We start from the raw sequence: 14645 nt of genomic DNA, 5'->3' as shown, positions 1-14645 counted from the left end.
AAATACCTGGTATTTTGATATCAGCTACCGAGACCATCTGGCAAAAGTAAAAAGCATATAACGACCCAGATTTGACAGTAAACAAAAAGCAATAAATGCAGAACGAAATTTCTTAAAAGAAATGAAAAAAGACGATTTACCGAAATCGAGAATCTCTCCTAAAGAAATAGTAATAGAAATGATTGAATTATCAAAATACGATGTTAAAGAACAAACATATAAAGCAAATCTTTACAGAGCAAACCAATTTATCCCTGATACTGCTATTACATCCATTACACTAAGAAAAGCATTAGCTTGGAGAAATTCATTGGCAGAGATTAAAACGCCTATTCGCCATAAAAAAGACGGTTCAGCCATAGGTGGTAAACCGTATTCAGTTAAATATAAAAAAATGAAATAATTGCATTTTGTACAGATGCTCGACGAGGTCAGTTAAAAGAACTTACTTCAAAGGATTATGATGCTAAAGGAATTTCAATTATTAAATCTGTCACAGAAAAAATCTGATCATACTAAAATCGAAAAAAACTAAAACTGCAACTTCAGTCCGATATGTTGAATGGGATATCTTTACTGTCACACAAATAAATAATTGCATGTATATTGTTTGTAAACAGTTGTCACAAAGTTACTACAAAAGAACAAATGGCCTAGATTACATTGAGAATTTTGATAATGCTTAAAGGCATTATCAAAAAAAATATGCTCCATATGATTTGGAGTAAAAATGAAATCCATATGTAACTCAAAATACAGCGATCACTACCAAAATTATTAAAGCTCGCAACGATATAATTCGCCCTTGACTCTATATAGATAAGGCTAAAAACATATAAAATGCTTAGTCCCAGATACATATATATAATTGGCTCAGATTTAATTGTCAGCATGATCCTTGAGAGAAGTAATATTGCAATCATAAGCCATCTTGCAATCCTGATGTGAGGCATTATCACAAAAATTGCGCTCGTTATCTTTGTGGATGCATCAATTCCGTGTGCTATCTCGTGTATTCCCTTAATCAAATTGTGTCCAATAAGTTTTCGGTTATTAATACATATCTTGTTTTTAGCAAATGTGTATGAAAATGTTTTACTATTCGTTTTTATAATATAATTTGGAAGAAGATACCTATCATCTAAAATACTAATGATTCTATCAATATCATCCTCTAAATTATTTTTTAAGTCTATTTTTTTTTGAAATAATTTAGAAACTATTTCTAGTATGATTATCATGGTGATAAGCACTATCATCATTCTATACATGGTCATATTAGCCATCCTCTGAAATAAACACTGAAAAGTAGAAAAAAATAATTAATGAGGGTAACGTAATTATAGAGTCAGCATCTATAATACTCCCAATTTTTATGTAATAGTATATTAAAAACATTGCACATGCAAATAATTCAAGTAAATTTTGAAATGAATACTCCATCTCAAACATTTTCAAATACCTCAATGGTTTAAACTTATATCCATACAGGCCTTTTGCAACAACAATTATTGAAATTCCTAAAAATATATAGTATTTCATATCAACCTCACTAAATTGATACAAATAAATATATAAGGTTGTATAAAACACAGTTATCATGTTATAACAACTTAACTGAAAAAAAACTATAGATAATTGCAACAGTGAGAATAAATAAGATCAGTTTTTTCATTTTAAACTTGCTTCCTTTCTATGTTATTAGTTATTACCCGAGATCATACTCTCCCATTGCCCAAACTTTTGCAGTACCTGCTGATAATCCAGCTACTTTCGCCCACAATGGCAATGTCCAAAATGCTTTTCCTGCTGTTACCGAAACTTTTCCAGTTAATCCCCAAAATCCTAATCCTGGGTTTGCTTTAGCTACCGCTAAACCTGCTAATGCTGCAAGTCCAACGCAGTTTTTTACTACTTGATTAATACTCCAACAACCATCTAAATACATCATTTCTTCTTGTTCGAGTTCGATAAAAATAATTCCATATTGTTATCTCCTTTTTTTATGTTGTACTTTTGTGTGTTGCTATTTTTAAAAATTCAATATCTCCAGAATCCACATTAAATATGTTTCTTCTTCGTATACAATCTGTGCCTGAATAGGCATAGATTGTATACCTCTATGGTCTTATCACCATAACCCTCTTTAAGAATGTATGAATCCACAAAAATTTTAATGCGATAGTATGTTTGATTTCCGTGATTAGTTTCTTGTAAAATTGTCCCATTTTCAATTTTCGCAATCTCGCCCTTTAGCATCCCAAACTGCATATTATTGACACCATATCTACACCTAGATTCAAAATTATTTAGATAAACCCTTTCAATATGAGGAATACTTACATGGGAACAACACGTATAAATCCTTCCAATTTTCTTTGCAATTTTAGAATTTTTTTTCTATCTGGTTTCCCTTCAGTTCAAACTATGTTCCTAAATTTCATTTCATCATTTGAACTAAAAAAATCATTTTTAATGTTTAAACAAAGTCTACTTGCCTTATCTTTTTCTTTCAGTCTATAAAACATACACATCCATAAATAAAAATTGTATTATTATCAATTTTCCCAGAATCATCAATGAATATGTATATATCTTCATTCATTGTAGCCCTTTCCTTTTTTCTATCCAACTAATGATAAATTAATAATACATGATTGCACAAAAAAAGACCACCTTCAACTAAGAAATGAACTAATCTAGTTTAGTGGTACTTAATAAAAAAAGAATACTTCTATCAATTCATTGTAAAATAGAAAGATGGAGGTATTTTTTATATGAAAAATAATTTTTATACAAGAGAAGTTAAATTAAAGGCAGTCGAAATGGGGCCGCTGGAGTTCCTGTACAGGAAATTATGAGTGAGTTAAATATCAAGAGTGAATCGCAAGTCTATACTTAGTATTACTGGCATCGAGACGGAGAATTTCATCGTTTTGATCAACCAATAGGAAAGCAATACAGTTATGGACATAGTTCGGATACAATTCAGAATACGAGTGATAAAGAAAGAATAAAGCAGTTGGAAATGCAGAACGATATCTTAAAAAAGTATCCGGAGTTGGAAAGGAAGTGGAACCGGAAGTAATCATTCAGTTAGTAGACTTTTATAGAGGCAAAATAACTCAAAAGAAAGTCTTGGAAACCTTAAACATCTCAAGAACTACTTACAACAGATGGAAAAAAGAGATTTCAATCGATAAAGAAGACTCAAAGCTTGTCAAACTAGTGAAGACTCTTTGTGCAGAAAATAAGTATAGATATGGATATCGTAAAATTACATATCTTGTGAATAAAGAAATGAGAGCAAATAAGTATACCGTTCAAAGGATAATACAAAAGAATAACTTGAACTGTAAAGTAAGGCCAAAACGCAGAAAATCAACTGGACAACCATTTAAGATAGTAGAAAATATCATCAATGTAGATTTTAACGCAGATCGTCCCTTTGAGAAGTTATCGACAGACATAACTTATTTGCCTTTTGGAAAGTCAATGCTTTATTTATCGAGTATTATGGACTTATATAATCGAGAAATTATTGCATATACGATTAGTGATAAGCAGGATCTAGAGTGTGTGCTAGATACCTTAAACCACCTTCCAAATTTAAATGAATCTTGTATCCTTCACAGTGACCAAGGATCAGTATATACAGCACACTCATATCAAATTAAGGTAAAAGAAAAAGGCATTACGATGAGTATGTCCCGACCAGGAAAACCATCTGATAATGCCCCAATAGAAACATTTCATGGATACTTGAAACATGAAACATTCCATTTAGAACCTCAACTAAAGAGTTCTAATGAAATTGTATCACAAACAGTGATACAATATATAAAATATTACAATGAATATAGAATACAAGAAAGGCTGGGGTATAAATCTCCGATCGAATATCGAAAATCACACTCCAGCTCTTAACTTTTTTGGGGGGATACCAAAACTATAGGTCAGTACCGGGCACACTAATTTTTTATTGAGGTTTTAACCTCTTTACAATTGTCAGCATTCGGATCTTCCCCTTGGTCGCTGATAACCTTTAATTAATAATAGCAGATTTAGTGACAATTTTACATTCTATTACATTATCAAATAAGGAAATCTAAAATTAAAACGTTAAATTAAATACTGAATCTACCCAAGTACTGTAAGTATCATAACTATCATTTTTGATAATATAATTCTTATCATTAACAATCAAATAAGTATTACCTATCTCAGTAATCTCATAGTTTGATCCGTTTTTGAGTTTTAATTTTAGTTCAGTCACACTGCCGTAGAGGAGCTCCATTTTATGTTTAGGAATTTTTTCAACTTCAAATTCACTCATTGCTTCTTGGAGTGTTTGTATATCTTCCTCCATGACATTACGTTCCGTGATTGTTCCTCCAATTCTTAGTTGTACGTGTGCACTCTCAATGCCATTATTTTGTATGTCTTCCTGCATTACCTTCATTGCATCTTGTTTGCTGCAACCAGTGATAAACACTAATATTAGTGTTAACATAATCATTATTTTCTTCAAGTGAACCCCTCCTTTATTTATATTATACATGTTTTAATCCGCTTCTATCATTTTTAATAAATCAATTATGTACATATATCATTATCTATCATCTGCATACCAAATATTTATTATAATTCATTTTATAAGAAAAAATAGAACTTTAGTAACTCTAGAGTCTATCTAAAGATGACAACGTAAATTGTATAAAAAGACAAGTATAATTCTTAATCTACACTTCATAAGGTAAGTCATATTTATGCCTAAAACATTATTTAAATTTTTCAATAGTCCCAAGATATTACTGATATGTTGAACCATAACATTCATAGTCAAACAGGAGTTGCGATCCTCAATACTCTTAGAGAAAAGAAAAAATTTCTCATAAATTAAAAAGTTTCTTTATTTTGGTAACTTTAAAAATTCAAACACGAAAAAACCCACTTAATAGTGGGTTTAAATTTTAAATGGTGGGATAAGCCATCCTGCACAAACTGCAGAAGTGTTTTTCCTTCTAAGATATAACTTAAGTCGATTTACTATAATTATTATATCATGTATGAGTTTGTATACAAGTTTTTTTCTCTAAAATTTCTAAATAATAAATTTTAGTGTTTTAGTTTACTAAGTTCACATTAAATACCACTAATAAATATTTGGAGCAATTTAGTCGAACAAAAGACTCATTCATTGAATTGAATGAGTCTTTTATCTTGCCAAAATTATTAACTCAATTCCGCATCAATTTCAAGTATTTGATGATTTAGAAGATCTGACCATGCCTCTTTAATTTTCGTATGATAAATAAAAGGTATTACTTTATCAATACTATGTCTCTTACCATAGTCGGAAGAGTTCATTGAACTCGTTATTCTTCCTATATTAGGAATCTTTTCCATACCAATGCGATATTGAACCGCTGAAATCATCAGTTCATCTTCAGAGACACACCATTCCTGTGCAAACAAGCTGATCGTTGAATCTCTCGCTTCACTGAAATAATATCGCTTAACCGCATGTGTATCATCGTCAGGCTTAATTATTCCTGAGTCAATATCATTTAATATAGCTCTATAGATATTTTTTATGAATTCAGATTTGTTTAGTTTGTCCATTGCTTTTTCAATATCTTCACGCACTGATGAATTATAAGGTGCGTACAAGCCCAGTAATTTCGTAATATAAGCTGAATCAACATCATATATCGTTGATGCAATATCACTATAAAATTCCACATCCCCTAAATCCATAGGTTCTTTTTTCTCAGTTTCTTCGAGCATCAATGAAGCTTTGATAGTATGATAAAGTCCTTCATTATCATGTAATAACGCTACTTTTTCTTGTAATGTCTTTGACGTCGCAATCACTTCATTAAAATCGTCATAAGTGACTAAGGCCTCGTAAGATCGTGTTAGTTCTTGATAGGCTTTCACAAATTCGATGTTGTTCTCAATGGGTGCGTCCTCACTGAACGTTATCGGCCCTTTGACTAGCTTATTGAATTTTAATGATGCTTTATTAAACTTACGTTTTGATTCCTCGTACGACGGATAAATTAGCCCGCTATCATTCGTATTATCATTTGAATAAAGTAAAGTCGCCTCTTCTACATTCTTCGCCATTGTTTCAGGTTTTCTAAATGTTACAATGAGACCTTTTTCTTTGCCAGGATAAGTACGATTGGTTCGAGAAAATGCTTGAATAAGATTTGCATACATCAAATTTCGATCAACGAACAGTGTTTGAATTGTCGGTGCATCAAAACCAGTAAGCAAGCGATCAACCACAATCACGAGATCAACTTGATTCCCCGGAATTTTATACTCCCCTTTTTTTCGTGCGAGGCGATTATTAATATCGCCATTATAACGATCGATGTCTTCAACACGCCATGATGTACCGTAAGCTCGGTTATAATCATTAATAATTTCATTCATTTCATTTTGAATCTCGTAAGCTTGATCATCATTTTCTTGTAACGAGTACGTAATCGCAACACGTGGAAAGTCCGGATCATCAATTGCATACCCTTCACGCAGTTTTGCATCCGCATAGTTTATTTTATGCCACTTTTCTTTTTCAGTAAATGCTTTAATTGACTTATAGTATCGCTTTGCCATATCAATCGAGGACGTTGTTAAGATTGCAGACATAGTCGGTTTACCATTTTTGAACTTAAACTTAATGGATGCACTATCAGGTTTTAATATTTTATAAATAACTGTGTCGATATGCTTTTGATTATCATAATGACTATTTGATAAATATTTCTCTTTATCAATTGGTTCCATTTTATTAATTACTTCATTCAGTTCGTTATCGGAAAGATCATTATTTGCATCTGAATGTCGCATGAATCTAAAAATCGCATTATCAAGTTCCAGAGACCCAACGGTATCTTCATGCTCCACCTGAAATCCTAAAACAGAGTGATCATCAAGAGCATTCTTAATTGTATACGTATGTAAGCAAGGCCCATACTGATCTTCGGTAGTTCGAGCAAGTCGTCCTTGCGCTTGTTTTTTATTCACTTCAAAAATTGGGGTACCGGTAAAACCAAACCAAGTCGAGTTAGGGAATAATTTCTTAATCTCTTCCATCCCTTCTGAACTCACTGCACGATGACACTCATCGACAACAAATACGATATGAGACCCGACTAATTTTTTAAACCGTTGGGTGCCACGTTCTTGTTCAAGTTTTTCTGCATATCGCATCGCTGCGTCAAGCTTTTGTCGCGTTGTTACAATAATGGTATTCGTATTAGATTCTGAAAGCAGTGCTTCACTGAGTTCTCGTGAACTTCCCGTTCCAACAATCAAGCTATTTGATGATGCTGTCCCGGTTGATATCCCAGTGTTAAATTCAGATGCAAACTTGGTAAACTCGCCCGTTGTTTGATTATCCAAATCTTTGCGATCCACAAGCATGATTGTACGATCGACACCTGTTTTTCGGGCTAATAATTTTGTCGATACAAAACTTGTTAATGTTTTCCCCGACCCTGTAGCATGCCAAATATATCCGGATTGATGTTGCATTGCTGCACGATATAATGATTCAATTGCATGAATTTGATAGGGATGCAAGACCATCAGTGTTTTGTTATCTTGATCTTCACTCACAATAGTATAATCCGCAATAAGTCGATGCGCATCCGGTATATTTAGAACTTGTTTTGAGAATTCATAAATATCCTCAATGCGCTCATTATCTTTTGTACGCCAGCTAAATAAAAACTTTTCATTCATCTGCTCGGGCATTGCATTTGCAAAATATCGCGTTGTCTGTTCATTTGAAATGACAAATAATTGCAATGTAGAAAAAATATTATTTCTAAACAATCCTTCCTCTGCGTATTTTTTTATTTGTCTGAAAGCTTGGTAAAACCCGTCTTTGGCGCGTACCTGCTTTAATTCAATTTGAACAATAGGTAAACCGTTAATCAATAATGTGATATCAAAACGACGATCTCTTCCATCCGCATTCGATGGTTTTGTCGCAATTTGATTTACCACTTCATAGGATGATATCCCTCCACCAATATCTCGGTTCGAATACAGCACTAGCGACAACGACCCAAGTGACACATCCTCACGATCAATCGTGATGCGAGCAATGCCATTTTCACCTTTTAACCACTTGGCAGCATTAAAAGGCGTTGTTGTTTTACTTAACAACTCCGTCTTAATCAGCTCAAATTCATAATCCGTAAGCATCACATCATTTAATGCATCCAAATTATTTCGTGTTATTTTTTCTCTTAAATTGCTCCATAAATCCGCTTCGCTTTTTAAGTCAGAACGGTAAGTCCATTGATTATGACCCTCTCCAAGACTCTCAATTAATTTACGCTCTAACTCTAACTCATTATCATATTTTCTAATCATAGTAGCCCCCTATTATTCAAACTAAACGAACATCTTTTGTAGGAATCCTTTTTTCAATTCTTTATAATTATCTAACTCACGCTGATGAAGGGTGATGAGGTGGTCTAGTGATTGGAAGAATGACCCGATTTGAGTTTGTTCGTGCAAACTTGGAATCGGAAACGAAATTTTCATCATAACGTCTGCATTAAGTTTGGATCTACCTCCACCTACTAAAAAGGGTTCAATATTGATGTTTTTAAATGAATTCATAAGAAATAAGTTGTCTGAAGTTCCAATCTTTGACTGTAGAACATGTGCATGATTATTAACCCAAACCTTGCCATTTACATATTGTACAGGGTAATTTTTCAAATCATTAGCTCCGTCCTCTGCAACTAAAACAAACTCTCCATCATGCGTAAACCCTTCAACATAATCTTGAATTCCATTTGCTCCATAATAAGGTGTATTTCCTTTTATTCTCTCTGAAGCTGAAACTGGTATTCGCAAATTATCAAATCTATTTGATATTTCATCGACGCTTCTCAGTTCCCAAGCACCAGTAAATCCATCAAATCTAATTGAAGGATTTATATCACTATTTGAAGGAAAGAGTTTTTGCAAAAAGCCTTTTTTAAATAGTTTATAGTTTTCTAACTCACGCTGATGAAGGATGATGAGGTTGTCTAATCTAGAAAAGAACGAGCCTATTACTTTTTGTTCTTCAATTTTCGGAATAAAAATCGGCATTTTGGCCATCTGTTTTCCAGAAACTTCTACAAAGGTGGATCCTGCTCCAGTCATTTCACCATAGCGTTTCAATTCATTCGTTCTGGAATAGATAAAGTAACTGTCTAATTCATCTTTGTATGGGATGATTGACTGAAAACCTTGATTGGTACAACCTTCTTTTGCCAATATTGCTGTGTTTCCGATACCTGCACGAGAAGTGAAAAGCACAGTGCCAACAGGTAATATTTTCGTTGAACTCTTTTCTATTCCCAATTTTGTTATTTTCTTTTGACTACCAGAAACATAAATTCGCTCGTCAATCTCAACTGGAGAATACCAATCAATATCACCGTTCCAATATTTAGAATTATTTGTACTCGGTGTTCCACCACCAATAATATCTGATACATTCCCCAGTTCACGTTGTTCCCAATCCTCATTAAATCCATCGAATCTAATATCAGGTTTATTCTTCATCGTCTATTACCTCAAATGCTCCACGCATCCAAGCCGCGTCTTCTTCGGAGTATTTCAATTGCTGCATCATTTTAAGCAATTCTTGTTTCAATTCTTGCTTCTCTTTTTTGAGATTTTTCATCTCCTCGCCAACCTTAAAGAGATCTACAGGTTCTTCTTCTTCAAAGGTATCGACGTATCTTGGAATATTAAGGTTAAAGTCATTTTCTTCAATCTCAGTAAACGACGCAACATATGAATACTTGTCAAAAGTCTTGCGTTTTTTATATGTTTCCACAATCTTATCGATATGCTCATCTTCAAGCTTATTTTGATTTTTATTTTTCGCAAATTCTTTACTTGCATCAATGAACAGCACATCACGATTCATTCTGTTTTTCTTTAGGATAATGACAGTTGTTGGAATGGAGGTTCCAAAGAATAGATTTGCTGGCATTCCGATAATTGCATCAATACTACCATCACGCAATAATTTTTCGCGAATAACCCCTTCTGCACCACCTCTAAAGAGAACACCATGAGGCAATACAATCGCCATAGTTCCTGAGTCTTTTAAATGGTAGAATCCATGAAGTAAAAATGCAAAATCCGCTTTAGATTTTGGAGCTAGTTTTCCGTATCGATTAAAACGTGGCTCATCCAGAAATTTATCATCAGCTGACCATTTTGCGGAATACGGAGGATTCATGAGAACTGAGTCGAAAAGATATGGCTCTTCGGTTGGCCAATCTTTATTCAGCGTATCTGCATTGCGAATGTTCATGTCCTCATTTTCAACACCGTGAAGGATTAGATTCATCTTTGCCAGGTTATAAGTTGTTGTATTAAGTTCTTGTCCGTGATACTTAACAGTATCAGGATGGTTTAAATATTTACGAACATTAAGCATTAGAGAGCCTGAACCCATGGTTGGGTCATAGACACTAAAGAGTCTTTTATCTTCTTGGCCTAAAGCGACAATACGGGCCATCATGACCGATACTTCATGTGGAGTATAGAATTCTCCCGCTTTTTTCCCAGCATCCGATGCAAATTGTGAAATCAAGTATTCGTAAGCATCACCGATCACATCACCATTATGTTCTAAGACATCAATATCATTAAGTTGTTTCATAACTTCAGTAATTGTAATATTACGTTGTTGATCGTCAGAACCGAGCTTTCTCGAACTTAGATCTACGTCATCAAACAGCCCATTAAACTGGTCAAAAGAAGATGATAAATTTTGAAATGCTTGCTTTAAGTCATTTAATTGAAATATATTTTGTTTTGCCTTGTCAGCAAGTTCCGAGAACAAGAATTCTTCCTTAATGGTGTATCCTAATTTGTCGATCATCGCATCTTCCAATGCTTCCTTAGCATCTGAATCCGCTGTTAATTCATGATAAAGCGTTACTTGCAGTTCCTTCGTAGGATAGTCTTGGATTTCTGCACCCGAAAGTTCTACAACTTCAACCAGCAACTTATCCGAAAGGTATTTGTAGAAAATTAAACCTAATAAATAATTCTTATACTCTGAAGCATCCATTTTACTTCGTAAATGATCTGCCGCACCAAATAATTTTGTATGTAAGTTCGTTGTCATAGTTACCCCTTTATTTCTTCTATATGTTCTATCATATCACATTATTCATCTTGTTTTAATGATGAATACTAACTTGCGAGTATATAAAAAAACCGCTTTATAGCGGCTGTTTTCTAAAATTTTGGTGCCCGAGGACGGTTTTAATTAAAGAAATCATACATAGAAATTAATTATACATAAATTAATAATAATCCACTTAATAGAGTATATTTTTTCGAATCTTGTCATTTATGAACAAGTTAGTATCACTCTAATTCATTTTTTTGTAGATTTTTGCTAACCTTTTAATCTGTTTGTATGAAGCATATCATTAATACTCCAAATATGATCTAGTAATCATTCTTGCACTTCCATAAATTTTTCTAAGTGTATTAATACGTTCAATTTCTTCTTGCAATTCTTTGTTATGAGAGTAAACAATTACTTCGCGAATATCACACAATTCATCAATACCTTCAAAAAAATCCTTATCAGCCTTAATGCTATGACCTAAGACAATTAAAGTATCAACACTTTTTAGTTTATCTTTTGGGATTCCAAATTTAAAAGGAATAGATTTATAATTATTACTTAAATCTTCAATAAAAGCTTTGATACCATACTCCAATAATTTCGAATTGTTTTTCACAATCAGACCAGCACCGTGGCCATCAACACCTCTATTAATCGATATCTCCTGAACATAGTAATTATGTGCTTCTTCGGTTTGATTACTCGAATAATTATTATATTTAAGCCCTCTTATAAATCTTAGCTCATCTCTTAGATAGTCTTTATTATATCTGTCATAGTGACCACCTACAAAGTTATGAGGAATCGATTCTAGACCATGCCCCAAGATAATAAAATTTTCTTCGAGACTACCGTGAGGATGAATACATTCTATACCATATACATCTTGAACTGTATTAGTATAGTTGAAATTAACAACTAAATTATCGGGTTTGAAAATTTCTTGTAAACAAAGATTCATTTCAATATTTTCAGGTTTATAAATTTCTAACAGATAGTTCCTAAATTGTATTTTAAGATCTTCTATAACTTTTGAAAATTCTAGATAATACCCTGTAAACTCAGTATTGTTACGAATTATTTGGTCGGTTTCCTCAAGAGCACTCTCTTTTCGTGCTATAGCAATAAGTTCTTCTATGTCTAGCCAATTATTCGTCAAATCTAGATCAACATTTTCTGCTAAAATCCTCTGGAATTCAGCAACACTTTGTTTTTCGTAATAACTTCTAAAAAAATCACTGTATTGAGTTTTTAATCCATGATGTAAATCAAAACCATTACCAATAATAATTAGTGTATTATTATGCATATAATTATCTTCTTTCTACAATATTAAAAATCTAATTTCATAAAAATTTGCTAATTAGTTATGGAAATAATTTTTTCAAGAACAACTTCCTTGTATTTCTGATTACCATAGGGAAAGTCTAGTACATCTCCATAAACTAGGTACTGCCCAATCTTTGAGTCAGTTTCTGGTCTAATTCCAAAAGCATCCCAAAGTGCCAAGTATTCACTATTTTTTAGCTTTTCAATTAACTCTTTATTTTCTTCGAACTCGGAAATACTATCTCTATTTAATTGTGTATTCATTAAAACTAGCAATGCCTCCGCATCATAATCTTTTTTTCCGAAATCTTGTGATTCTATTCTTTCATAAGCATTTTTAGAATAGGTAGTTTTTATCAAATCACGATTTATGTGAGGAATACTCCTGAATCGTGTATCAGAATCGTAATAGATTTCGCCATCTAAATTAAAATTGACCCGATAATAATAAATTCTCTCAAAAACAGAAATGATCTCTTCATCGTTGTATCGATCAAACCATTCATCAAATAAACAAAATAATTTTTCAGTCTTTATACTTTGATACTGACCATTGTTAAAGAAAAATTTATCAATTTCTTCTAATTTTTTTCCAAATATTAGCCTGATTAGCTCATTCGGAGAATGGCGCACTTCTGATTTCATAGTAATAATTGAATTTTCTTCTAATATTTTTTTCACAGAATTATATTCCTCTATACTCATTCGATTTATATAATTCAAAAACTCGGAGTATAGTAATGAGTTTTTAGAATCCATAAAAATATTTTTCAACTCTAAGTCATCATTATTCAAAATATCCCTTAGTTCGAAGATAGAATGAATATTCGTAATTTCATTAATGTAGTAGGCATTTCTATTTGATATATAATCAGTAGGGTTATTGCCATTCGGTTGCAACAAATAATTTGTATAGAATTCTGCATCCCATTTTATATCATCATTCATTTCAGAATCACTAGAATATTCTTCCAATCCCCTAAAAAAATATGCATTCAAATATATTTCATTTTCATCCGGCAATAGTTTTTCTAGAAGCCTTTGATAAAGTTCACCATGGAATAAATAGAGATATATTATTAAAATTTGCTGAGAAATTTGAACTTTCCCTAATTTCCCATTACTGATTAATTCCTGTTGAATGTAAGCGAGGAGATGATTTGCATCTCTTGCAGTCCTCATCTCCTTCTCAAACAGTTCACGAATAACATCGAATTGAAAATTATCATTATCAATAATTTTCTTTATTCTTTTTCCTAATTCAACTGCTATATTTGAAGAATGCATCTGATAAGGAAGACTAATTTTTTGATCGATTATTTTGGACATATAATCTAATTTAAAGTTATTAAGATTCTGTAAATCGCCAACAAAAACGACTCTCGTTATTCCGTGGATTGAATTAAAAAGCAAAAACAATTCATTACGAACACTTTCTTCTAATCTATCAAAATCATCAATAATTAAAAGTTTAGGCCTTTTAATATCAACAAGCGATTGTATTGATTTACCCATGTAGTAACGATCCAAATCAACCCATTTTGCACCAATAAACGTATATAACGTTGTTATGATTGTTGAAATTGACAAGATTACCCCAAATAACATTGATTCAGTTTCTGATACTGAAAATTCTTTCGAGGATAAACCTTTAAATGCGATAAACATACTCCCCATAACAGAAAAGAATATAAATAACTTAATAATTCTTTTTATTAATTTGAATTTAAACGGATAAATGCTTTCAAACATCAATTGAGATAAGGTACTTTTATCTTTTGGTTTCCACAACTCCACATTTATAACACGGATATCCTTTCGTAGATATTTCTCAAGCTCTTTTATATATTCAGTTTTTCCACTACCCCATTTTCCATCTAAAAAATATGTTTTAGGTGAATCATTAATCATATTTGCAAATATTTTAGCATTTTCTGAGGTGTCAATCTTATCAATTTTAATCATCTAGTTACAACACTCGCTTTCTTATTAATCTATTTATAATACAAATATAAATACTAAATCATATCTTACTTATGGATCATAAGTACCTTATGTTACCTACTACCAAAAATAAATTATATCAATCCAAAGTGGATGGTACTAAGTCAAGAAAACGGACAACTTA

The 14645-nt window shown here is 32.2% G+C and carries 9 protein-coding genes and 1 pseudogene; 2 read left to right on the top strand and 8 right to left on the bottom strand.

The features are described from left to right. Window positions 1–121 precede the first annotated feature (121 nt). Window positions 122–403 carry a hypothetical protein gene (locus B096_RS09445; RefSeq protein WP_018579019.1) on the top strand — a complete coding sequence of 94 codons (282 nt, stop codon included), beginning with the start codon at window positions 122–124 and terminating at the stop codon, window positions 401–403. Window positions 404–1278: 875 nt separating this feature from the next. Here the strand turns inward: B096_RS09445 and B096_RS0101525 are convergent. Together B096_RS0101525 and B096_RS0101520 are read right to left on the bottom strand one after the other, a co-directional pair. Next, window positions 1279–1542, bottom strand: coding sequence for a hypothetical protein (locus tag B096_RS0101525; protein WP_018579017.1), 264 nt, complete (start codon window positions 1540–1542; stop codon window positions 1279–1281). A 166-nt stretch (window positions 1543–1708) separates the two neighbouring features. Beyond that, window positions 1709–1951, bottom strand: coding sequence for a hypothetical protein (locus B096_RS0101520; protein WP_156813088.1), 243 nt, complete (start codon window positions 1949–1951; stop codon window positions 1709–1711). 826 nt (window positions 1952–2777) lie between these two features. On the opposite strand from B096_RS0101520, the pseudogene B096_RS0101505 reads away from it, so the two are divergent. Further along, window positions 2778–3927, top strand: a pseudogene (locus B096_RS0101505) (IS3 family transposase). A gap of 187 nt (window positions 3928–4114) precedes the next feature. Here the strand turns inward: B096_RS0101505 and B096_RS0101500 are convergent. The 6 genes from B096_RS0101500 to B096_RS0101475 form a co-directional block, all read right to left on the bottom strand. After that, on the bottom strand, window positions 4115–4513 hold the full coding sequence (locus B096_RS0101500) for a hypothetical protein (protein WP_244264557.1): 399 nt from the start codon (window positions 4511–4513) through the stop codon (window positions 4115–4117). 722 nt (window positions 4514–5235) lie between these two features. Further along, complete coding sequence (locus B096_RS0101495) at window positions 5236–8400, bottom strand: type I restriction endonuclease subunit R (RefSeq protein WP_018579012.1); 3165 nt, start codon at window positions 8398–8400, stop codon at window positions 5236–5238. Between the two features lie 21 nt (window positions 8401–8421). Next, window positions 8422–9591, bottom strand: a complete 1170-nt coding sequence (locus B096_RS0101490) for a restriction endonuclease subunit S (protein ID WP_018579011.1) — start codon at window positions 9589–9591, stop codon at window positions 8422–8424. After that, window positions 9581–11176 carry a type I restriction-modification system subunit M gene (locus B096_RS0101485; RefSeq protein WP_018579010.1) on the bottom strand — a complete coding sequence of 532 codons (1596 nt, stop codon included), beginning with the start codon at window positions 11174–11176 and terminating at the stop codon, window positions 9581–9583. Before B096_RS0101485 ends, B096_RS0101490 begins: the two co-directional genes overlap by 11 nt. Before the next feature lie 310 nt (window positions 11177–11486). Beyond that, on the bottom strand, window positions 11487–12497 hold the full coding sequence (locus B096_RS0101480; RefSeq protein ID WP_018579009.1) for an AbiH family protein: 1011 nt from the start codon (window positions 12495–12497) through the stop codon (window positions 11487–11489). A gap of 50 nt (window positions 12498–12547) precedes the next feature. Continuing rightward, a complete protein-coding gene (locus B096_RS0101475; RefSeq protein ID WP_018579008.1) occupies window positions 12548–14482 on the bottom strand; it encodes a P-loop NTPase fold protein in 1935 nt (644 codons plus the stop codon). Window positions 14483–14645 lie beyond the last annotated feature (163 nt).

This window comes from Erysipelothrix tonsillarum DSM 14972 (assembly GCF_000373785.1).
GTDB lineage: Bacteria > Bacillota_I > Bacilli_A > Erysipelotrichales > Erysipelotrichaceae > Erysipelothrix > Erysipelothrix tonsillarum.
This window is presented reverse-complemented; position numbering and strand designations above follow the sequence as displayed.